Source organism: Staphylococcus sp. 231237_7MaSpsaltlick (assembly GCF_043107035.1).
Map to the genome: position 1 here is coordinate 39,109 of NZ_JBICNX010000007.1, position 21,529 is coordinate 60,637.

Consider the following 21,529-nt stretch of genomic DNA (forward strand, 5'->3'; position numbering starts at 1 on the left):
TAATCACAAAAAACTGGGCCATAAATCTTTTGGATTTAAGGCCCCAATTTTTAATTTATATTAATCTTCGTCCATCTTAAGTACAGCTAAGAAAGCATCTTGAGGGATTTCTACATTACCTACTGCTTTCATTTTAGCTTTACCAGCTTTTTGTTTCTCTAAAAGTTTTCTCTTACGAGTAATGTCGCCACCATAACATTTTGACAAAACATTTTTACCCATTGATTTAATATTCGTTCTTGCTACGATTTTTTGTCCTACGGCTGCTTGTACAGGAACTTCGAACTGTTGTCTAGGTATCAGCGTTTTAAGTTTCTCAACTAAGGCTTTCCCACGATCGTATGCAAATTCTTTATGCACGATAAAGCTTAGAGCATCAACTTTCTCGCCATTTAACAAGATATCCATCTTCACTAGATCACTTTCTTTATTATCGATAAATTCATAATCGAATGAAGCGTAGCCTTTAGTATTAGATTTTAACTGATCAAAGAAGTCAAACACTACCTCTGATAATGGAATTTCATAAATGATATTCACACGGATATCATCCATATATTCCATATTTATAAACTGACCACGTTTACGTTGGCATAGTTCCATGACTGCACCTACGTAGTCATTTGGCACCATCATAGTCGCGCGCACAAATGGCTCATATATTGTTTCAATCTTATCTCTATCAGGCATGTTTGCAGGATTATCTACCGTTACTTCATCACCCGTCTTTAAGATACATTCATATATTACTGAAGGTGCTGTAGCAATAAGTTCTATTCCAAATTCACGTTCAATACGCTCTTGGATAATCTCCATATGTAGCATACCTAAAAAACCTGTACGATAACCAAATCCTAAAGCTTGTGATGATTCTGGTTCAAATTCTAATGAGGCATCATTTAACTGTAATTTTTCTAATGCTTCTCTTAAATCATTATAATCTTTGTTATCTATTGGGAACAAGCCACAGAAGACCATTGGGTTCATTTTTTTGTAACCTTGTAAAGGTTGAGCTGCAGGTCTATTTGCGTGAGTGATGGTATCCCCTACACGTGAATCATCTACATTCTTAATGCTGGCGATAATATAACCTACATCACCGACAGTCAATTCGTCAACTTGCAATTGTTTCGGTGTATTGATACCCACTTCAGTAACTTCGAATTCTTTACCAGTAGCCATCATCTTAATACGGTCTCCTGCTTTTACAATACCTTCCACCACCCTAATAGAAGATATAACTCCTCTATATGGGTCATATTCTGAATCGAATATAAGTGCTTTTAAAGGTTCTTCTGGATCTCCTTCTGGAGGTGGCACAACTTCAACGATTTTTTCCAAAATGTCTTCAATACCAATATTTGATTTTGCACTTGCTAGTACGACATCATCTTTATCGATACCGATAACATCTTCTAATTCTTGTTTTACTCGTTCAGGTTCTGCTGCTGGTAAATCTATTTTATTGATAACTGGTAATAATTCTAAATCATTATCAAGTGCCAAGTACACATTCGCTAAAGTTTGTGCCTCTATGCCTTGTGCTGCATCCACAACTAATATCGCACCTTCACATGCTGCAAGTGATCTAGACACTTCATAAGTAAAATCGACATGTCCTGGTGTGTCGATTAAGTGAAACGTATATGTTTCACCGTCTTTAGCATCATATTTCAAGCGTACTGCATTTAATTTAATAGTTATACCGCGTTCTCTTTCTAAATCCATAGAATCCAATAATTGAGATTGCATCTCTCTAGTTTCAACTGATTTTGTATTTTCTAAAATCCTATCAGCTAACGTAGATTTACCATGGTCTATATGTGCGATAATAGAAAAGTTTCTAATATTTTTACGTCGATTATAGCGTTCTTGTTTATCCATGTATTATCCTTCTCACTTTCATAATTCTAGCCCGTAATATGTATGACATTCTTTGATATAATAACGTTTTTAATAGTTAATTGCAAACTTGCAAAGCATTTTAACAGTAATACTTATTTATTCATAACATTCTTAAGCGAAATTAAATTGAATTTTTGTGTTGCTTTCTTATCTTTCTATAGTATATTGTATCATTTATATCTATTTTACGCGCCTTAGATAAATAAATGATTGCAGAAAGTTGCTTGTTTTGATAAAATATTTCTTGTTGTAATCAAATTAACTTTGATAGCGAAGATCACTTTTAGGAGGTGACACACATGCCAAACATTAAATCTGCAATTAAACGTGTTAACACAACACACACTGCTGAAGCTCGTAATATTTCTCAAAAAAATGAAATGCGTACAGCAGTTAAAAGAGCTCATTCAGCTATAGAAGCTGGTGCTGATAACAAAGCTGACTTAGTGAGTTTTGCTTTGAAAAAAGTAGATAAAGCTGCTCAACGCAACTTAATCCACACTAACAAAGCTGCTCGTATCAAGTCTTCATTGATGACAGCTGCTAAATAATAAACAGATTCAAGCAACTGCTCGAATCTACTAATCAAACAAACCAAATGCTTTTAGCATTTGGTTTGTTTTTTGTTGTTTTTAAAATTTATTGTGAGCTGATTTTTAGAGTTATTCTTCTAAATAACACTTCAAACTTATCTCTCCCATATTGAGAATATTACTTCCTACTTTTAACTTGCCAAAGTAATAAGCAAAAAACTACTGACAAAACAAAAGATATCATCAGCAGTCAAATCCTATATATACTCTTAATCTTTAACTAAAGCTAAATTTAAAACAATTCGCTGCTACCATTTACAACAATATGAACAACAGTCTTCAATTAATTAAAAATAAGCATAATTAATCCTATATGATCAGAGTGACAAAATAAAAAGTTCTAAAATTAATTGTTTATCCATATATGAGGACTTCAATTTATAATCCGTTTCTGCACATGTATCAATAATGTTTAATAACTTCTCTAATTGATAATTTCTTGCTTGGTTCAAAGCTAGTTTAACTCGGTATGGATGTACATTGATTGTTTTAGCTATTTGTTGGCCGCTGTAGCCTTTTTGCCCTAAAATTTTACATTGATAAAACAAGCGATAATTACTTGTAATTAATGCTAATAATTTAATGGGTTCTTCCTTCATTGCTATCAAGTCTTTCACCAATTGTATAGCTTGAGATTTTTTATTTTTCTGAATATAATCAGTTAATAAAAAGACATTTTGTTCTAAACTTCTATTAACAATTTGATGAACATCTTGCTTATTTATCGTAGCCCTATCGCCTAAAAATAGTATTACTTTTTCAAGCTCTTGTTTTACAATATTAAAATTAATACCCGTAAGTTCTAAAAATAAGTCTAACGCATCTTGTTTTATATCTTTGTAATTTTCGTGAAGTTCATTTTTTATCCACTTTTTAATTTCATCTTCAGTCATTTGTTCAATCTTGATTAAATTGGCATGTTTCTTCAAAGTTTTAACTAACTTTTTTCTTTCATCTAACTTTGATTGATAGACTTCAAATATTATTAACGTTTCACCATCATATTTTTCAATAAATTCAATAAGTTGATCAGTATTATGATTTAAGTCTTTTGGCGCTTTTTCGCCTGTAAACACATATGCATTTTGAACTAATACTGCTTTTTTGTCAGAAAAAAATGGTAAGGTTAATGTTTCTTCAATTATAGGAGATAAATCACTTTCATATAAATTATATTTAACAAAATTAAAATCATCTTTAGGGGCATTTAAGTAACGGGCAATGATATCAGCTGACTTCTTTTCAATAAGTTCAGGTACTTCACCGTAAATTGTAATAATCTTATCGCTCATTTTTAGCACCCTTTCTTCACTATTACACATTTAATCATTATAGCATGGTACAATTGATCTCTCTACTTAAAATCATTGATTTATCTCAGTATTTATAGTTAGTTTTGACTTCAATTTTATAGTTACCTCTCCATATTCACTTGATTGAAAAACTTGTGCTCCCAATCTTTTTAACTTGGCTATAATTTCTTGATTAGGCAGATGATAATGATTTTTCTTCCCTACAGATACTAGACAAATAGTTGGTCTTATTTTTTGTAACAATTCATCACTAGTGCTTGTTTTACTGCCATGATGGCCTACTTTTAATATATTTATCTTTGGTAATTTATATTTGCGTAAAAGCAATTGTTCATTATTAATGGTAGCATCTCCCATAAATAACATTTTTATTTTATTATATTCAATATAGGTAATAATAGACTGCTCATTTAAATCCTCTGAATGATTAATAGTTGAATCAAGTAAAGAAATATTTGCCTTACCTAGTTTAAATCGTTGTATATTTTTAAAATCGATAAGTTTTACATGATTTCTTTCACATTGTTTGATTAAAAGTTTTAGTTTATTTTTCTCAAAACTTCTTGTATTTATGATTATATTATTTATCTTATACTTAGTTATTAAATAACTTAATTCTCCCATATGATCAATATGAGGGTGTGTAATAATAATATAATTTATAGTTTTAAGTCGGTGCTTTTTTAATGTAGGGATAATATGATATTTAGCAATATTGTGATTTTCTTTTATGCCTGACTGCATCAATTTTCCACCAGTATCAATAAGTATGCTTTCGCGTTTATTTGTCTCGAATAGAAATGCATCACCTTGCTTCACATTTAACATTGTTAATTTATAAGAATTGTCGTGAGGTATTATTGTAGAAATGATATATAAAATACTCACGGTTATGATGAAACAGGTATAATATTTGTGAACTAACAAAACTAGTGCTATAAAAACAGTTATAAAAGTTAAAGTAGTATATAGTTCATTAAGTTCAGGAATATACCATTTATAAATATTCACATGTATAAAAAGACCCATGACTAGATCATGAATCGACATCAAAAAATTTAGGAGCTTAATAAAGAAACTTAGTTCAAATGGTAAATGTATGAGGAGGAATATAAAAATAACATACGGAAACAAAATAAACGTATAAAAAGGTACAAAAAACAGATTACTAATTATACCAATCCATTGAATATGATTAAAATAAATCGCACTTATTATAAAGGAGCCGAGTTGTGCAATTAAAGATATATATATGGTTTTTTTAACCCAATGAGCATTTTCTAATATTGGAAGAGCAAACAAAATAAAAAATGTAATGAGAAAAGAGAATTGAAAGCCTATATGATAAACAAAAGGAGGATAAAACGAAGTCATCAAAACGAACGCTACAGATAATAAATTAAGCGCATTTCTTGCAAGTGATTTAGATAATAATATTAATAAGAGACAAGTCATGGCCGCTCTTATTGCACTCGGCGCTAAATCTGTATAAAACACATACAATGGTAAAACAACACAAATTATTGATTTTACGATAACTATTGGACATTTTATAGGTTTCAACAAAAAATAAATTATACTTACTAACGCCCCTATATGCGTTCCGCTAATGGCTAATAAATGGTATATACCAATTTCTTTATATTTCTCAATATCGTCATCACTAATTGCTGTTGTATCTCCACTTATAAGTGCTATAATTTTGCCCGGATATTTAATTTGAAAATGTTTAAGTCGATCTAATACATACTGCTTATGGTAATCTAATATATTTGAATAAGTAATTTTGGAATTACTACAACTATCTAAATCTATATTATTTATAAAAAGTGAAAGTTGGCTGTAAGGGTGATTGTTCAACGACTGAATTGTAGTATCGATATAGCATTTTTGTCGAACAATTTTTGCTTGAATTTTACCAACGTTTTTACTTTTTATTCGATAATAATATTTAAATGTACGTTTTCCTATTTTAACTTTTCCTATTAACTTTTGATTGTTCAAAACTGGCTTATTTGTAAAATAAGCTTGTGTATGTATGGTTTGCTTCGTTAAAAAAGTTCGTTGTTCAATCGTAACTTTTAAATGGTGCTGAAAATAAGAAGTTGACAATACTGGTATTAATAGAATAAATAGTATTTTAAACCATTTTAACCGTTTCCTTACAGCGATTAATATTATGATTATAAAGATCAACGTCGACAGTAATTTGACATGTAGCCATAAAATACCAACTAAATATGCTATTGCATAAAAAATCAAAAAGTTATTGATTCATTAAGTATTGTGCTACATGTTCTTGGTTGAAAGGAATTTTCGTATGTTCGATACCTGATTGATCTAATAGTTTCAACGCATAATCATGATTATGATAATCTTCAGCGTAATAAATTGTTTTAATCCCTGCTTGTATAATTGATTTCGTACAATTTAAACATGGAAAATGCGTGACATAAATTGTTGCGCCGTCAGTTGACACTCCTTGTTTGGCACATTGCAATAATGCATTCATTTCAGCATGTATCGTACGTATACAGTGGCCATCTTCTAGTAAACAACCTTCATCAATACAATGAACTTCACCCGATACAGACCCATTATATCCTCCAGCTATAATTCTATTATCCTTTACAACAGTAGCACCTACTGACAAGCGTTGACATGTAGAACGTAATGCCAACAAATGACTTTGTGCCATAAAATATTCTTCCCATTTAATGCGATCCATGATGATAGCCCTCCGTATTATGATTAAAATATAATTTCGATTTAATTATAGGTTAATTTGTATCATTTAAAAATGCAACAAAAACTTAAACCACAAAAAAATCACTTATTCTTTCTAGCGTCTTTGTACCTATGCCTTTAACTTCTTTTAATTGCTCTACTGATGCAAAGTTTCCATGCTGTTCTCTATATTCAATAATAGCTTTAGCCTTGGTTGGGCCAATACCATCAACACTTTGCAATTGAGTTTCGCTAGCACTATTTAAGTTTATTTTCTCTTGTTGGCTATCGTTCAATTCAGTTTTCAAAGCTAGCGTTTGGCCTTGGCGAAGGTCATTAGAATTACGTAAACTGTTGGTATTTGCCGCTACAATTTCTCCTTTTTTTGGAATATATATAACTTTTTGATCTAACAATTTTTCTGCAAGATTAATTGTTGATAGATCTGCATTATCCAAAACTTGTGCTTTATCTAACAGCTGTTTAACTCTATCTGTACGTTTCATCTTATAAATATTAGGGTGTTTAACCGCACCTTTTATATCTACAATAATAACTTCATTTTCGGATTTCTGTAGTTTTTCTTTGCGGTTCATATTAACTTCAGCTTTTTCAGATTGTAGTTCATTACCATCTTTATTTATCTTGTTAATAGATATTGATGAAACTTCATTTAACTCATTATTATCCATATGAATGAACATATTGCATAAATAAATGATTACCAATAATGAAGCAATCGAAATAACGCTAAATAAAATTTTATTTTTGCTAATAATTCCTTTCCATCTTTCCCATTGTGAAAACATAAAAATCACTCCTTTATACAATACACGTACAAAGGAGTGATTTTACTTTTATTTTTTTACAATGAAGAACAAGCGATGTCCCTCAGCATCATGATTATCTATTTCAAAATCTACAAATGTCTGAATATGCTTAAAACCTACTTGTGTTAGCATGTCATTGTACTCTGTTTCTAAATAAGTACGCTGATAATGTGATTCATCAAATCGACTATATTGATTATCAGATTGTTTAATGAAAAATGACATATCATGCCATACGCTTAATGGTTCTTCGCCTTTAACAGCTTCCCATCCAAGAAAGATATCTTCCGATTCGTCAACATAGCTTTGATTGTTAAATAAAGTATCCATTTTAAAACTTGTGTGTACATCAAACATAAATACACCATGATCATCTAAATGTTCGAAAACACGTTTGAAAGTAGCAACAACATCCTCTGTCGTTGGCAGATAATTTAATGAATCACAAAAAATAGTGATAACATCAAATGATTTGTTGAGTTGAAAATCAGTCATATCGCCTTCTAACCAATTAACATGATTTGATTTTTGTGCTGCTATTGCAAGCATATCAATACTAAGATCCATACCAGTCACTTGTTTAAATTCATTGAACAAAGATGTTAAATTGCCTGTTCCACATCCTATATCTAAGATAGAACCTTTATTTTCTGTAAAATAATTTACAATTTTCAACCAAGATTCATAGGGGTGATCAAGCGTTAACTGATCATAAAACAAGCTCATTTCTTCGTATTGAGACATGACTAATACGCTACCTGTCTATGTGATTCTAATGGCGCGTCTCTATATAATTTTTCAATGTTATAATAATCTCTTTCGTCCTTGTGAAAAATGTGTACGACTACATTTGCCAAATCAATAAGAATCCATCTCGCTTCATTAAAGCCTTCCATACGCTTAACTTCAATTTCTGCTTCGTTAGCTGCGTCTTTAACTGCGCGTGCAATTGATTGAACTTGTTTTTCATTATTTCCGTGACAAACTACGAAATAATCTGTCATATCGCTGATACCTTTCATTTTTAATGAAATAATATCTTCTGCTTTTTTATTCTCTGTTGCTTCGACAGCTAGCTTTAATAACTGATCTGATTTCATCTAATCATCCTTTACTCTTTCGTCACTGTAATTATAATAATTTAAACATGCAATCGTAGCGTCATATACATTAATATCTTTATTAATTAAATACAACACTGTTCGCTTAGATATTTCATATATTGTTTTATCTAAGCTACCTTGATTGTATGCTAAATCTCTAATTTCTTCAACGCCTGGGGTCTGACGGCCTGGTTCTATATAATCAGCAATAAATACAAGTTTTTCGGTTTTCGTCATTTGAGCACGGCCAGTCGTATGGTTTTTAATGGCAAGTAAAACCTCTTCATCCTCAACGTTGTAGTGTTCTTTCATAATTATTGCGCAAACTGGACCATGTAGTATTTCAGAACCGTAACTTAATAAATTACGATCTAAATTATGTTGAGTAACAATTTGATACATTGAACCTAAATCATCGTACTTACAATAATCATGTAAAATGCCTGCAAGTTCTGCTTTATCTTTGTCACCATCATAAATATCTGCTAATTTCACAGCTGTTTCTGCTACTCTTAATGAATGATTAAACCTTTTTTCAGGCAATTTTCCTTTAACGATTTCAACTGCTTGGTCAATTTTCATATAATCCTTCCTCTCGGATATATTGCTCAACACTTGGAGGAACTAAAACTTGAATGTTCTTATTAGATTTTATTCTATCTCTAATTAATGTTGAACTAATATCAATACGTGGGATTGTAACTGATATCATCCCTGAATCAACGCTTTGTTGCGACTTTTCTCTGTTAACAATTACAAAAGTGATAAGCGTTTTCAATTTATCTATTTTATACCACTTATCTAGTTGATTATACTGGTCTGTGCCAATCACCAAATATATTTCAGCCTTTGGGTTTTCTGATAATATAGAACGAACAGTATCAAATGTATAGCTCTGTCCCTTTCGCTCTATTTCGTCTAGATAAACTTCGCCGAATCCAAGTTCTTTAATAACATTATGAATCATTGTTACCCTATGATTTGCGGCTAAATAATCATCATGAACCTTTAAAGGTGACATATAACTTGGCAAAAAATAAAATACATCCGGTTTAATGACATCATTAACTTCACTAGCCACTACCATGTGGGCAAGGTGAATCGGGTTAAACTGCCCACCATATATTACGATTGATTTTGACATTATGGTAATTGAATTTGCTTATTGTCTTGAGATTCTTTATACAACACAATCATAGACCCGATTACCTGCACAATATCACTACGTGTTGCATCACTTAAAGTTTGTGCTAAATCATTTTTATCTTCAAAATTATTTTGTAACACATGTATTTTAATTAATTCTCTATTTTCTAAAATATCTTGAAGTTGATCTACCATATTATCATTTATACCGGCTTTACCTATTTGAAAAGTTGGGTCGACATTATGGGCTTTACTACGTAAAAATCTTTTTTGCTTACCTGTTAACATAATTAACTCCTTTATAAATGCTTTAAAACTGCCTCTTTCATAATTTGGATTTGAGGTAGTTCATTAGTCCATATTTTAAAACTTTCTGCGCCTTGATATACAAACATATCAAGACCATTGTGAATGGGGTTTCCTTTCGCTTCTGCTATTTCTAAAATAGGCGTTTTAAAAGGTACATACACAATATCACTAACTAAAGTTCGCGAATCTAAATTATCTAAATTTATAACTACTTCCTTGTTTTCATGCATACCAGCAGGTGTTGTATTGATCACAATATCAAATTCATCTAGTGCTTTTTCAGCTTCTTTTAAAGTAATTTGGTTCACATCTAAATCCCAATTTTCAAAACGATGCAAAGTCCGATTGGCAATTGTTAATTTAGAGTGTACATGCTTAACTAATTCATTTGCAATACCTTTACTTGCACCGCCCGCACCTAAAATTAATATATAGGCATTTTCCAAATCTGGATATACTTGTTTCAACCCGGTTACATACCCAATACCATCTGTGTTGTAACCAATCCACTTGTCATTCACGATTTTCACCGTATTCACGGCACCAACTGTTTTAGATTGCTCATCTATTTCATCTAAATATGGCAAAATATTTTCTTTATGAGGAATCGTCACATTAAATCCAGAAAGTGCTTTTTCATCAATAATTTTTTTGATTAAATGAAATTGATCTTCCGGTATGTTAATTGCTTCATAAGATGATGGAATGTTTAACGCGTCAAAATTTGCATTATGCATAATTGGGGATAATGAATGTGCTATTGGATTACCTATTACCGCATATTTCATGTTTATTCCCCCTTACATTATTGAATTTCTTAATATTACATCAACATTTTTAGGTACGCGAATTATAACTTTAGCACCTTCATCAATTGTAATAAACCCTAAACCAGAAATCATCACGTCGCGTTTTTCTTTTCCAGTTTCTAACCTTACCGCTTTAACATTTTGTAAGTCAAAGTGTTCTGGGTTATTTGGTGGTGCAAGTACATCACCTAACTGATTACGCCATAACTCGTTTGCATTTTCAGTTTTAGTGCGATGAATATTTAAATCATTAGAAAAATAACAAACCAGTGGGCGTTTGCCACCACTTATATAATCAATTCGTGCTAAACCACCAAAGAATAAAGTTTGCCCTTCATTCAATTGATATATACGTTGTTTAACTTCCTTTTTCGGCATGATTGTCTTAAGTTCATTCTCAGTGACATAATGCGTCATCTGATGTTCTTGAATAACCCCAGGTGTATCGTACATGAAAGAAGTATCATCCAATGGAATATCAATCATATCTAATGTCGTACCTGGAAACCTTGAAGTTGTTACTACATCTTTTTCACCAACACTGCGTTCAATTAATTTGTTAATAAGTGTTGATTTTCCGACGTTTGTTGTACCTACAATATATACGTCTTCATTATTTCTCAATAAATTGATTGAATTTAACAACTCTTCAATTCCATCATTTTTTTCAGCAGAAATAAGCACCACATCATCAGCTTCTAAGCCATATTTTCTTGCGGTCTTTTTCAACCATTCTTTCACACGACGCTTATTAATTTGTTTAGGCAATAAATCAATTTTATTGGCTACTAAAATAATCTTTTTGTTACCTACAATACGTTTAATTGCATTAATAAATGAACCTTCAAAGTCAAATACATCAACAACATTAACAACAATTCCACTTCTGTCAGCTAAGCCATTAAGTAATTTTAGGAAGTCTTCACTTTCTAGACCTACATCTTGTACTTCGTTGTAATTTTTCAATCTGAAGCATCTCTTACAAATGACATCCTCGCGGTATAAATTATGTTCTGGTACATAACCCGGCGCATTTGGATCTTCAGCTTGTAATGGAGCGCCACAACCAATACATTTTAATATTTCAGTTTCAGCCAATCAGTTTTCCTCCCATGTGATATAACCTTTTTTTCTAAAATGTTGTAACAATCTTCGCTCGATTAACCGGTTGAACTTTGTTATAAAACCATCTGTTTGTTTAACAGGGACAACCATAATTGTAAATAGACCTCTTCTATTACCACCAAAAACATCTGTTAGCATTTGATCCCCTATTACTACAATTTCAGAAGGTTTCAATTTCATTAATTTTGAAGCTTGATTAAATGCTCTACCTCTTGGTTTTTTTGCTTTAAATATATAGTCAACTTTTAATGATTGTGAAAAACTTCCGACACGTTGTTTATTGTTATTAGAAACAATCGTCACTGTGATGCCTGCTTCTTTCGCTTGTTCAAACCACTGTTTAACAGCTTCTGTAGGATCAGCTACATCCCAACCTACGAGCGTATTATCTAAATCTGTAATTATACCTTTAACACCAGATGCTGCAAGTTTTTCAATATCTATTTGAAATATAGATTGAACATATTCATTTGGCATAAAATAATGCTTTATCATACCCATTTTATTTTCACCTTTTTATATAGTTTTAATTAAGCGTTCCACGATTTCACTTGAAGATATTGCTGCTTTTTCTAAAAATGCTTCAAATGTAATACCAGCATCGCCATCTGCTAAATCCGAAATTGCTCGAGTAATGATGAATGGCATGTTAAATTGATAACAAGTTTGTGCAATCGAAGTAGCTTCCATTTCTGCTGCCATAGCTTGTGGAAAGTTTGTTTTAATTACCATTCGTTGTTCACTTGTCCCAATAAAACTATCGCCACTAACAATCAAACCTGTTTGGGCTTTGATTTGTTGTTGCTCAATAGCTTCTGTTGCTTTGTGTATTAAATCTTTATCTGCCACAAATTGTGCTGGCATTTGTGGAATTTGTCCTAGTTGATAGCCAAAAGCTCGTGCGTCAGCATCATGATAGGCTACCATATCACTTACGACGACGTCTCCTACATTTAATGTTTTATCTAATGCACCGGCAGAACCTGTATTAATGATTAGATCAGGTTTAAATTGATTGATTAATAATGTAGTTGAAATCGCTACATTCACTTTACCAATACCACTTTGTGTGAGAATTATGTCTTTACCTTGTAATTTCCCTTTATAAAAAATTACATGCGCAATTTTAAGTTCTTCTAATTTTTCTATTTTATCTTTTAAGATTGCTACTTCTTCTTCCATAGCACCTATAATACCAATCACATTCATTCACCTCGTCTTAAAATCCTAGCCTTAGTTATTCTACCACATTTAGCGTAATAGCTCGATATTAGTTCTATGTTTTTATTTGAACTTTAAATATTCAATTCATTATATATTTCGATTGTTAATCTAAATCATTTCTATCACATTTAATTATTATATTTTCAATAGTTAAAACCCTGTAAGTATCCGTCAACGACTTTACTTACAGGGTATATAAAATTATTTATTAACTACCAAATAATTCAGTTAGTCCTTGTAGTGAAAACACCCCAGTGACAATAGTTACAACAACTGCAACAATACCGAAAATCAGCATCCATGTTGGGTGTTTATAATCTCCAACAATAGATTTACGTTTACTAGCAATCAATATTGTACCTAATGTAATTGGCAAAATCAAACCATTTAACGCCCCTGCAACAATTAATAATGTTACAGGCTTGCCAAGTGATAAGAAAACTAAAGTTGAGATAACAATAAAAATAATTACTATAATATTTGTTTTATTATACACTGATTTGTGAAGTGTTTTTAAGAACGTAGCACTCGTATACGCAGAACCAATGACTGAGGACATAGCTGCAGCAAATAATACAATACCAAAGATATTACGTCCTATTGGTCCTAAGACATGTTCAAACACAGAAGCTGGTGGATTTTCTGAGTTTAATGTTACGCCAGTAACTACTACACCTAACACTGCTAAAAATAGTAATGTCCTTAAAACACCTGTCGTTAAAATACCCGAGATGGCTGCTTTGTTTACAAATGGTAAATATGCTTTACCTTGAATACCTGAGTCTAATATTCTATGTGCTCCTGCAAAAGTGATGTAACCACCAACAGTTCCGCCGACTAAAGTAATAATAGGTAATACTAGTGCAAGCGGTTGTTCTGGCATTACTAAATGCTTAGCCGCTTCAGCATAAGGTGGATTAGCTTTAAACATAACAAAGGCTACTACAATAATCATTAATACACCTAAGAACATTGTAACTACATCCATAATTTTCTGTCCGCCTTTACTGATAAAAATACCAATTGACAAAACGGCGGTAATGGCTGCGCCAATTTTAACATCTAACCCAAATATGGCATTTAATCCCAACCCAGCGCCAGCGATATTACCAATATTAAATGCGAGGCCACCTATTGCGATAAGAATTGAAATAAATGTCCCTAGTCCATTGAATATTTCATTAGCTATCTCTTGTCCACGTTTTCCGGTTACAACTAGCACACGCCAAATATTAATTTGTGCACCTATATCAATAATTATTGATAACAAAATTGCAAACGCAAAACTTGAAGCAAACTGTGCAGTAAAGACAGCAGTTTGTGTTAAAAATGCTGGCCCTATTGCGGAAGTCGCCATTAAAAATACTGACCCTAATAGTAGTCTTTTATGATTCTTAGTAAACTTAAATTCTTGCTCATCTGACTTTAATTTATCCCCCATAATTTAGCCCTCCAGCCTTGAAATAGAAATACCTTCTTTCGTCAATCTTTCTCTTATTTGCGATACAAATTCAAGCGCATGCGCACCGTCCCCATGTACGCAAATAGTATCAGCTTCTATATCTATTGTATTGTTATTTTTGGTAATAACTTTTTGTGATTTTACCATATTTATAACCTGTTCGATAGCTTCATTTGTATCTGTAATAAGCGCATCAGCATCTTTTCTACTTACAAGTTGTCCATCATCTTCATAGCGTCTGTCAGCAAAAACTTCTGAAGCAGTTGTTAGCCCTACTGATTTAGCTTCAGATATAAGCAGTGTATTTGAAAGTCCAACAAACACCAGTGATTTATCAAAGTCATAAACTGCTTGCGCAATAGCTTGTGCAATAGCTTTATCTCTTGCCCCCATTTGATATAGTGCGCCATGAGGTTTTACATGGTTCATTGAAACATCATGTATTTTACAAAATCCATAAAGCGAACCTAGTTGATAAACTACAATATCATAAATCTCTTTCGGTGTAATGTCCATATTTCTACGACCAAACCCTTGCAAGTCCGGTAAACCTGGGTGTGCACCAATTCCAATGTTATGTTTTTTTGCGAGTGTTATCGTTTGGTTCATAACATGTTGATCACCTGCATGAAAACCACAAGCAATATTTGCAGATGTGATTAGCGGTATAATATCTTTATCTCCACCAAAAGAATAATTACCAAACGCTTCGCCTAAATCACAATTTAAATCTACTTTCATTATGTTACCTCCTTAATGATTTGATGCCTATCTAAAAACTTGATATCTACTTCTTCAGCATTCCCTTCTGCGTATAAAGGATATGATAGTACAGCATATAGAAAATCAGCAGTAGTTGTAAACCCATCTATAACCATTTCATCAAGCGCGACTTTTAATTTTTTAATCGCTAATTGGCGGTTCGATGATTTAACAATTACTTTAGCAACTAACGAATCATAATTAGGAGAAACTGTGTAACCATGATATAACAAACTATCTACCCGAATATTAAATCCTTGGGGTAAATGTAAAGCTTGAACAGTACCTGGCGAAGGTTGAAATTGCTTTTCTGGGTTTTCAGCATTAATTCTAGCTTCGATTACATGACCATCAAAAATAATATCTTCTTGATTAAATGGTAATGTCCCGTGTTGCATCAAATAAAGTTGCGCTTGTAATAAATCACGATTTGCTCTCATTTCAGTTACAGTATGTTCTACTTGAATTCGTGCATTCATCTCAATGAAATAGTACGCATCTTTAGTAACTAAATATTCTATAGTGCCAGCACTTCTATAGTTCGAAGCTTTTGCGACCTTAACTGCGTCTGAACACATTGATTCTCTCATTTCCTCAGTTATGGCTGCACACGGTGATTCTTCAATTAACTTTTGGTTTTTCCTCTGTACTGAACAATCTCTTTCCCCTAAATGTATGTAATTCTCGTTTCCATCACCTATCACTTGAACTTCAACATGTTTTGCAACTGGTATAAAGGCTTCTACATAAATTCGATCATCATCGAAATATTTTTTTCCTTCACTTTTTGTCTCTTTAAAAGATTTAGTTAGCGTATCTTCCGATTTAACAATTCTAATTCCTTTACCACCACCACCACTAGCAGCTTTCAATACGAGTGGATAGCCAATTTCTTGTGCAATGTTTTGCACTTCTTCAATTGATTCTACAGCTTTAGTTGACCCAGGAATAATAGGCACCCCTGCGTTATCGACAGTTTGTCTCGCTGTAATTTTGTCCCCCATCATTTCCATTGTTTTTTGCGTAGGACCTATAAAGTAAATATCATTATCTTCCACTTTTCGTGCAAAAGAGGAACTTTCTGATAAAAATCCATAACCAGGATGAATCGCATTCGCGCCAGTAATTTTAGCTGCGCTTATAATTCTATCTTGATTTAAATAACTTTCTAATGGATTAGCTTCTCCAATGCAAACTGCTTGATCCGCTAAACTGACATGCAAACTTTTCTCGTCACCTAGAGCGTAGATAGCAACTGTTTCAATATTAAGTTCTCTACATGCTCGAATAATTCTTACTGCTATCTCACCTCTGTTTGCAATTAAACAACGATACAATACAAACACCCCTTTTTTAAAACTTATTTCACTTTTATAATTTGTTGGTTATATTCAACATTAGATCCATGTTCCACAAGAATTTCGTCAACCACGCCAGAAACATCACTTATTACTTCATTTAAAACTTTCATCGCCTCTATATAACCAATCGTATCTCCTTTTTTAATTTCGTCACCAATATTTATGATTGGATTAGTTAACTCTTTCTCATCTTGCAAGAAAAATGTTCCGACCATAGGTGATTTGACTGTCTGGTAACTTGATTCATTTGACTCATCATTAGATGTATCATTTGAATATGATTCACTTGACTGATTCGATGGTTGATTTGAAACAACATTATTAGTTACACCTTCTGTGAAATCTATGGATATTTCATGTTCAAAATCTTTATATGTGAATTTCTTAACATCATTTGTTTTAACTAATTTAATTAATTGTTCTACTTTTTCTAAATTCATTATTATTCTCCTTTAAGCAATTTATTAATACGATTTGAAGTCATTCTCAGCTGAGATATATCAAAAATAGGTGATTTTAATACTTGTTTTTGTTTTTTATTAAATTCTTGTTCTTTTTGTTTTAATTTCTCTGTAGCTGCTTCTACCGTTATCCATTCAAACTTGATGGTTTCATTAGGTTTTTTCTGTGCAAGAATCGGTAAATCAGCAGCACACACTGTTGCAATTTTAGTATAACCACCCACTGTTTGTTTATCATTTAATAAAATAATTGGATTACCATCATTCGGGACTTGTATACTACCCAAAGCTAAAGGTTCAGAAATGATATCTGCAGATTCTATTGGTGCAATATTTTCACCTTGTAAACGAAAACCCATACGGTCTGATTTTTCTGAAATTTCAAAGTTTTCGTTTACTAACTTTTGTTTAGCTTCATCACTAAAACGCTCTATTTGAGGACCTTCTATTATATGAATTAATTCTTGATTTAACGTATCAACTGGACAACTCAAACCTATTCGCTCTGTGTACATTTTATTTTGTTGACATGTGATTACATCAGAAGACTTTAATGCTCTGCCATGATAGCCACCTATCTTACTTCTAGTATGTGTTGAATAACTATTTGCTACCTTTGGTATTTCGAGTGGGTTCCCGAACAATATATATCCTCTTGCCCCATCAACAACTGAACCTATTTTTAATTCATCACCCTTCTCAACAAAAATAACTGTTTGATGAGAGATAGCTTGATCGTTTAATGTTGCTTCAAAATGCCCACCTGTTAACACAAATGTATTATCGTTTAGAAATTGTATTGTCGGCCCAATTATCGTGAATTCAATGGCCGGTCCTTCATTGCCTATTAATGTATAACCTATTCTTAAAGCATAAGTATCTAGTGCACCAGCTGTTGAAAAACCTTGGTCTTGATAACCAACTCTGCCTAAATCTTGAACTGTACTAAATAAACCAGGAGTTAATATTTTAATACTCATACTATATATTCACCCACTTTGCAATTTCAAAATCATCTTGTAGTTGTGACTGTTGTATATGCTCAAATGTTTCTTCATCAATTGAATAAAACTTAATTGTATCTCCCGAATTATATAAACACATTGGAGAACGATTAATATCGAATACTCGAATTGGTGTGCGACCAATTATCTGCCATCCTCCCGGTGATTCCTTTGGATATAAACCAGTTTGATTATTAGCAATACCTACTGAACCAGAAGGTATACTTGTTCTTGGTTGCTGCCTTCTTGGAGTATGTAATTGTGGATTCAAACCTCCTAAAAATGGAAAACCAGGCATAAATCCAAGCATGTATATTAAATATGTATTATCTGTATGTAATTGCACAACTTCTTCTTCTGATAAATTATTATATGAAGCAACTTCACTTAAATCTTGACCATATGCTCCACCGTAAAGTACAGGGATATTGATTTGCTTAGTTTCCCTGTTTGTATGCGCTTCCAATTCATTGTCTGATTGATCCAATTTAAGTTCTTTAACTACTTGTTGAACATCATATTGTGTAATATCAATATTAAGCATAATTGCTCTATAACTCGGTACTATATCTATAATTGCAGGGTGTTTTTGATTTTTAATATGGTTTACTACTTGTTGAACTTTATTAAAAGTATCTAGATCTATTTGTGCTTCAAAGTAAATCATTATTGCTTGCTCATTTATTAATTTATACTCCAGAAACGTAGCCTCCTTTATGCTTTCTACAATTAATTTTAAATAAAAAATTAATTATGAGATTAACATTGCTATTATATCACTTATTTTAAATTCTTGTTTAATAGCAAATAATTATCAACTATAATAATAAATACAAATACATAAAACCTTAATATTCAAGTATTCAACAGAGCTGGTTTTTATCATTATTATATAAATTTTATTTGAAATCATTTTACTGAAATAGCTCGAAATACTTCAATATATTTTAAGTACCCCCCAACATTTAAAACTTTGTTAGGGGGTACTTAATTATATTATTTAATATTAACAATTTTTACGTTGATTTCTCCACCATTTGGTAGCGGCACGCGTACTTCATCATCTAATTTTTTACCAATCAGACTTTTTGCCATTGGTGATTCATTAGAGATTTTTCCTTTAAACGCATCAGATTCTGCAGAACCTACAATTTGATATTCTTCTTCTTCATCGCCTGGTAATTCTACAAAAGTTACTGTTTTACCTAACTGTACTTGGTTATTATCACCGTTATCTTCGATAATAAGTGCATTACGTAACATGTGTTCTACTCGTTGGATATCTTGTTCAATAAAACCTTGCTCATCTTTGGCTGCATCGTACTCTGAGTTCTCTGATAAATCACCGAAAGAACGCGCAACTTTAATTTTTTCAACGACTTCAGGTCGTTTTACAGTTTTTAATTCTTCAAGTTCGTTTTCTAACTTTTCAAATCCTTCTTGAGTCATTGGATATTGTTTTTGATTTTCCATTATGTCATCTTCCTTTACATATAAATACTATTGTTTACTTACTAATGTTTGAATCTTAGTTGTCATTATATCGATCGCTACTTTATTACTTCCACCTTCTGGAATAATAATGTCTGCGTACCTTTTTGTAGGTTCTATAAATTGATTATGCATTGGTCGAACTACATTTAGATATTGATTGATTACAGAATCCATTGTACGTCCTCTTTCTTCAGTATCTCGAAGAAGACGTCTTAATATACGTAAATCAGCATCTGTATCGACATAAATTTTTACATCCATTAAATCTCTTAATGTTTTGTTTTCAAGTGCAAATATACCTTCTACGATAATAACATCTTTTGGCTCAAATGCAATCGTTTCATCGCTTCTCGTATGATTTGTGTAGTCGTATGTTGGCACTTCAACTTGTTTACCATTTCTTAAGTCAGTTAAATTTTCAATTAATAAATCATTATCAAAAGCAAAAGGATGGTCATAGTTGGTTTCTAAACGTTCATCAAAAGTTAAATGTGATTGGTCTTTATAATAATAGTCTTGAGCCAATAGTGCAACACTATGGCCTTCTAAATTTTTCATAATTTCATTTGTGACTGATGTTTTACCTGATCCAGACCCACCAGCTATACCGATTATTGTTGTACTTTTCATTATCCAATTTCCTTTCTCATCATGTTATTTGCATAAATTGGATGATTAACTTTAATTTGCACAATTTGTAATGGGTGACGGGCAGCATCAAGTTTATTACCCTCTTCGTCATAAATTGTATCTACAACTTGTCGAAAAGTCTCAATTTCTGGGCCGAAAAATTCTATTTCTTGCCCAGGTTCAAATTTATTTCGTTGTTGAATCGTTGCAATCTTAGTTTTCTCATCATAATCTAATACTAATCCACAGAAGTCATAAGCTGAATTTTTCTTATTCTGGTGTCCAAACATCTGCTCTTCATAACCAGGAGTACCTTTTATAAAAGCAGAAGCTGTATCTCTATTGGCACATTTATCTAATTCAACCAACCATTCCGGTTTAATTTTGAAATTTTCAGGATCGTTTGCATAAGCATCAATCACTTTTCTATATACCGAAACAACGGTAGCAATATAGTGAATCGATTTCATGCGTCCTTCTATTTTCAAAGAATCAACGCCAATATCCATCATATTAGGAATAGATTCTATTAGCTTTAAGTCTTTCGGGCTCATTGCAAATGGTGTGACTTCCTCATCACCATAATATAGATCTAGTTCTCCATCAGATTCCACTTGCAGTAAATCATAATCCCAACGACAACTTTGACAACAACCACCTCTGTTTGAATCTCTTGCAGTCATATGATTACTTAAAGTACATCTCCCCGAATAAGCAATACACATAGCTCCATGTATAAATGATTCAATCTCGATATCTACTTTCTCTTTCATCTCTTTCATTTCCATTGCGCCCGTTTCACGCGCTAATACAACTCTGTCTAAACCTTCTTCTTTCCAAAATTGGACTGCTTTATAATTCGAAAGAGATTGTTGGGTGGATAGATGAATTTCTAGCTCTGGCGCGACACTTTTACAAGTCTCAATAATTAGCGGATCTGCAACAATAATCCCTGTGACACCCACTAAAGCTAAGTCGCGTAAATAGTCATCTAAACCTTCCATGTTTTCATCATGAGCGATTATATTTGTAGTAACATAAATTTTAGCACCATAACATTGAGCAAATTCTACGCCTTCTTTTATTTCTGCTAATGTAAAATTATCTGCATTTGACCTTAAACCATAAGCTTGTCCTCCAAGAAAAACAGCATCTGCACCATAATGTACGGCGATTTTCAGTTTTTCTAAATTTCCAGCTGGTGCAAGAAGTTCAGGCTTTTTCATTTTAGGTTTATTTTGAATGTTAATTTCTTCTAAAATTTTCACTGT

At 32.2% G+C, this 21,529-nt stretch carries 24 protein-coding genes; 1 reads left to right on the top strand and 23 read right to left on the bottom strand.

Annotated elements, in window-relative coordinates; genetic code table 11:
- Positions 1–60: 60 nt before the first annotated feature.
- Positions 61–1,884 (bottom strand): translation elongation factor 4, encoded by a 1,824-nt coding sequence (gene lepA / locus ACF91D_RS14675; protein WP_039069603.1) that lies wholly within the window; start codon positions 1,882–1,884, stop codon positions 61–63.
- Between the two features lie 320 nt (positions 1,885–2,204).
- Between lepA and rpsT the strand changes: the two genes are divergently transcribed.
- Complete coding sequence (gene rpsT, locus ACF91D_RS14680; protein WP_017724620.1) at positions 2,205–2,456, top strand: 30S ribosomal protein S20; 252 nt, start codon at positions 2,205–2,207, stop codon at positions 2,454–2,456.
- A 359-nt stretch (positions 2,457–2,815) separates the two neighbouring features.
- Here the strand turns inward: rpsT and holA are convergent, their stop codons facing one another.
- The 22 genes from holA to ACF91D_RS14790 all read right to left on the bottom strand — a co-directional run bounded on the left by holA (position 2,816) and on the right by ACF91D_RS14790 (position 21,526).
- Positions 2,816–3,790, bottom strand: coding sequence for a DNA polymerase III subunit delta (gene holA, locus ACF91D_RS14685; RefSeq protein WP_039069604.1), 975 nt, complete (start codon positions 3,788–3,790; stop codon positions 2,816–2,818).
- A 72-nt stretch (positions 3,791–3,862) separates the two neighbouring features.
- The gene (locus tag ACF91D_RS14690) at positions 3,863–5,815 is read right to left on the bottom strand and encodes a DNA internalization-related competence protein ComEC/Rec2 (protein WP_392437267.1); all 1,953 of its coding nucleotides are present in this window, start codon (positions 5,813–5,815) and stop codon (positions 3,863–3,865) included.
- A 262-nt stretch (positions 5,816–6,077) separates the two neighbouring features.
- Positions 6,078–6,539, bottom strand: coding sequence for a ComE operon protein 2 (locus tag ACF91D_RS14695; protein WP_017724623.1), 462 nt, complete (start codon positions 6,537–6,539; stop codon positions 6,078–6,080).
- A gap of 85 nt (positions 6,540–6,624) precedes the next feature.
- Positions 6,625–7,347, bottom strand: coding sequence for a helix-hairpin-helix domain-containing protein (locus tag ACF91D_RS14700; RefSeq protein WP_232785866.1), 723 nt, complete (start codon positions 7,345–7,347; stop codon positions 6,625–6,627).
- A 48-nt stretch (positions 7,348–7,395) separates the two neighbouring features.
- A complete protein-coding gene (locus tag ACF91D_RS14705; protein ID WP_327620581.1) occupies positions 7,396–8,112 on the bottom strand; it encodes a class I SAM-dependent DNA methyltransferase in 717 nt (238 codons plus the stop codon).
- 2 nt (positions 8,113–8,114) lie between these two features.
- Positions 8,115–8,468, bottom strand: a complete 354-nt coding sequence (rsfS, locus tag ACF91D_RS14710) for a ribosome silencing factor (RefSeq protein WP_039069608.1) — start codon at positions 8,466–8,468, stop codon at positions 8,115–8,117.
- Positions 8,469–9,053 (bottom strand): bis(5'-nucleosyl)-tetraphosphatase (symmetrical) YqeK, encoded by a 585-nt coding sequence (gene yqeK / locus ACF91D_RS14715; RefSeq protein WP_318759977.1) that lies wholly within the window; start codon positions 9,051–9,053, stop codon positions 8,469–8,471.
- On the bottom strand, positions 9,043–9,615 hold the full coding sequence (gene nadD / locus ACF91D_RS14720) for a nicotinate (nicotinamide) nucleotide adenylyltransferase (protein WP_327620580.1): 573 nt from the start codon (positions 9,613–9,615) through the stop codon (positions 9,043–9,045). The genes yqeK and nadD overlap by 11 nt, the downstream gene beginning before the upstream one ends.
- The gene (gene yhbY, locus ACF91D_RS14725; protein WP_039069611.1) at positions 9,615–9,905 is read right to left on the bottom strand and encodes a ribosome assembly RNA-binding protein YhbY; all 291 of its coding nucleotides are present in this window, start codon (positions 9,903–9,905) and stop codon (positions 9,615–9,617) included. Before yhbY ends, nadD begins: the two co-directional genes overlap by 1 nt.
- Before the next feature lie 11 nt (positions 9,906–9,916).
- Positions 9,917–10,714 carry a shikimate dehydrogenase gene (gene aroE, locus ACF91D_RS14730; protein ID WP_327620579.1) on the bottom strand — a complete coding sequence of 266 codons (798 nt, stop codon included), beginning with the start codon at positions 10,712–10,714 and terminating at the stop codon, positions 9,917–9,919.
- A gap of 12 nt (positions 10,715–10,726) precedes the next feature.
- A complete protein-coding gene (yqeH, locus tag ACF91D_RS14735) occupies positions 10,727–11,833 on the bottom strand; it encodes a ribosome biogenesis GTPase YqeH (RefSeq protein WP_039069613.1) in 1,107 nt (368 codons plus the stop codon).
- A complete protein-coding gene (locus tag ACF91D_RS14740; RefSeq protein ID WP_069792172.1) occupies positions 11,834–12,361 on the bottom strand; it encodes a YqeG family HAD IIIA-type phosphatase in 528 nt (175 codons plus the stop codon).
- Between the two features lie 15 nt (positions 12,362–12,376).
- Entirely contained in the window at positions 12,377–13,063 is a 687-nt protein-coding gene (gene mtnN / locus ACF91D_RS14745; RefSeq protein WP_069792173.1) for a 5'-methylthioadenosine/S-adenosylhomocysteine nucleosidase, read from the bottom strand.
- Between the two features lie 229 nt (positions 13,064–13,292).
- Positions 13,293–14,525, bottom strand: a complete 1,233-nt coding sequence (locus ACF91D_RS14750; RefSeq protein ID WP_069792174.1) for an NRAMP family divalent metal transporter — start codon at positions 14,523–14,525, stop codon at positions 13,293–13,295.
- Between the two features lie 3 nt (positions 14,526–14,528).
- A complete protein-coding gene (pxpA, locus tag ACF91D_RS14755) occupies positions 14,529–15,287 on the bottom strand; it encodes a 5-oxoprolinase subunit PxpA (protein WP_039068284.1) in 759 nt (252 codons plus the stop codon).
- On the bottom strand, positions 15,287–16,645 hold the full coding sequence (locus ACF91D_RS14760; protein WP_327620577.1) for an acetyl-CoA carboxylase biotin carboxylase subunit: 1,359 nt from the start codon (positions 16,643–16,645) through the stop codon (positions 15,287–15,289). Before ACF91D_RS14760 ends, pxpA begins: the two co-directional genes overlap by 1 nt.
- A gap of 23 nt (positions 16,646–16,668) precedes the next feature.
- A complete protein-coding gene (locus tag ACF91D_RS14765; RefSeq protein ID WP_069792176.1) occupies positions 16,669–17,109 on the bottom strand; it encodes an acetyl-CoA carboxylase biotin carboxyl carrier protein in 441 nt (146 codons plus the stop codon).
- A 2-nt stretch (positions 17,110–17,111) separates the two neighbouring features.
- Positions 17,112–18,110: a 5-oxoprolinase subunit C family protein gene (locus ACF91D_RS14770; protein WP_101049485.1), complete on the bottom strand. Its 999-nt coding sequence runs from the start codon at positions 18,108–18,110 to the stop codon at positions 17,112–17,114.
- 1 nt (position 18,111) lies between these two features.
- Positions 18,112–18,834 (bottom strand): 5-oxoprolinase subunit PxpB, encoded by a 723-nt coding sequence (pxpB, locus tag ACF91D_RS14775; RefSeq protein WP_392437345.1) that lies wholly within the window; start codon positions 18,832–18,834, stop codon positions 18,112–18,114.
- Positions 18,835–19,130: 296 nt separating this feature from the next.
- Complete coding sequence (greA, locus tag ACF91D_RS14780) at positions 19,131–19,607, bottom strand: transcription elongation factor GreA (RefSeq protein WP_017724640.1); 477 nt, start codon at positions 19,605–19,607, stop codon at positions 19,131–19,133.
- Positions 19,608–19,634: 27 nt separating this feature from the next.
- The gene (udk, locus tag ACF91D_RS14785) at positions 19,635–20,258 is read right to left on the bottom strand and encodes a uridine kinase (protein WP_039068289.1); all 624 of its coding nucleotides are present in this window, start codon (positions 20,256–20,258) and stop codon (positions 19,635–19,637) included.
- Complete coding sequence (locus tag ACF91D_RS14790; protein ID WP_069792178.1) at positions 20,258–21,526, bottom strand: peptidase U32 family protein; 1,269 nt, start codon at positions 21,524–21,526, stop codon at positions 20,258–20,260. Before ACF91D_RS14790 ends, udk begins: the two co-directional genes overlap by 1 nt.
- Positions 21,527–21,529: the final 3 nt, after the last annotated feature.

Excerpts from the sequence above, each read along its gene's own strand:
- ACF91D_RS14695 (WP_017724623.1), bottom strand. The coding sequence starts at position 6,539 with ATGGATCGCATTAAATGGGAAGAATATTTTATGGCACAAAGTCATTTG.
- yhbY (WP_039069611.1), bottom strand. The coding sequence starts at position 9,905 with ATGTTAACAGGTAAGCAAAAAAGATTTTTACGTAGTAAAGCCCATAAT.
- rsfS (WP_039069608.1), bottom strand. The coding sequence starts at position 8,468 with ATGAAATCAGATCAGTTATTAAAGCTAGCTGTCGAAGCAACAGAGAAT.
- lepA (WP_039069603.1), bottom strand. The coding sequence starts at position 1,884 with ATGGATAAACAAGAACGCTATAATCGACGTAAAAATATTAGAAACTTT.
- holA (WP_039069604.1), bottom strand. The coding sequence starts at position 3,790 with ATGAGCGATAAGATTATTACAATTTACGGTGAAGTACCTGAACTTATT.
- pxpA (WP_039068284.1), bottom strand. The coding sequence starts at position 15,287 with ATGAAAGTAGATTTAAATTGTGATTTAGGCGAAGCGTTTGGTAATTAT.
- rpsT (WP_017724620.1), top strand. The coding sequence starts at position 2,205 with ATGCCAAACATTAAATCTGCAATTAAACGTGTTAACACAACACACACT.
- ACF91D_RS14750 (WP_069792174.1), bottom strand. The coding sequence starts at position 14,525 with ATGGGGGATAAATTAAAGTCAGATGAGCAAGAATTTAAGTTTACTAAG.
- greA (WP_017724640.1), bottom strand. The coding sequence starts at position 19,607 with ATGGAAAATCAAAAACAATATCCAATGACTCAAGAAGGATTTGAAAAG.
- ACF91D_RS14765 (WP_069792176.1), bottom strand. The coding sequence starts at position 17,109 with ATGAATTTAGAAAAAGTAGAACAATTAATTAAATTAGTTAAAACAAAT.
- nadD (WP_327620580.1), bottom strand. The coding sequence starts at position 9,615 with ATGTCAAAATCAATCGTAATATATGGTGGGCAGTTTAACCCGATTCAC.
- yqeK (WP_318759977.1), bottom strand. The coding sequence starts at position 9,053 with ATGAAAATTGACCAAGCAGTTGAAATCGTTAAAGGAAAATTGCCTGAA.
- ACF91D_RS14770 (WP_101049485.1), bottom strand. The coding sequence starts at position 18,110 with ATGAGTATTAAAATATTAACTCCTGGTTTATTTAGTACAGTTCAAGAT.
- ACF91D_RS14700 (WP_232785866.1), bottom strand. The coding sequence starts at position 7,347 with ATGTTTTCACAATGGGAAAGATGGAAAGGAATTATTAGCAAAAATAAA.
- ACF91D_RS14705 (WP_327620581.1), bottom strand. The coding sequence starts at position 8,112 with ATGTCTCAATACGAAGAAATGAGCTTGTTTTATGATCAGTTAACGCTT.
- ACF91D_RS14740 (WP_069792172.1), bottom strand. The coding sequence starts at position 12,361 with ATGGGTATGATAAAGCATTATTTTATGCCAAATGAATATGTTCAATCT.
- aroE (WP_327620579.1), bottom strand. The coding sequence starts at position 10,714 with ATGAAATATGCGGTAATAGGTAATCCAATAGCACATTCATTATCCCCA.
- udk (WP_039068289.1), bottom strand. The coding sequence starts at position 20,258 with ATGAAAAGTACAACAATAATCGGTATAGCTGGTGGGTCTGGATCAGGT.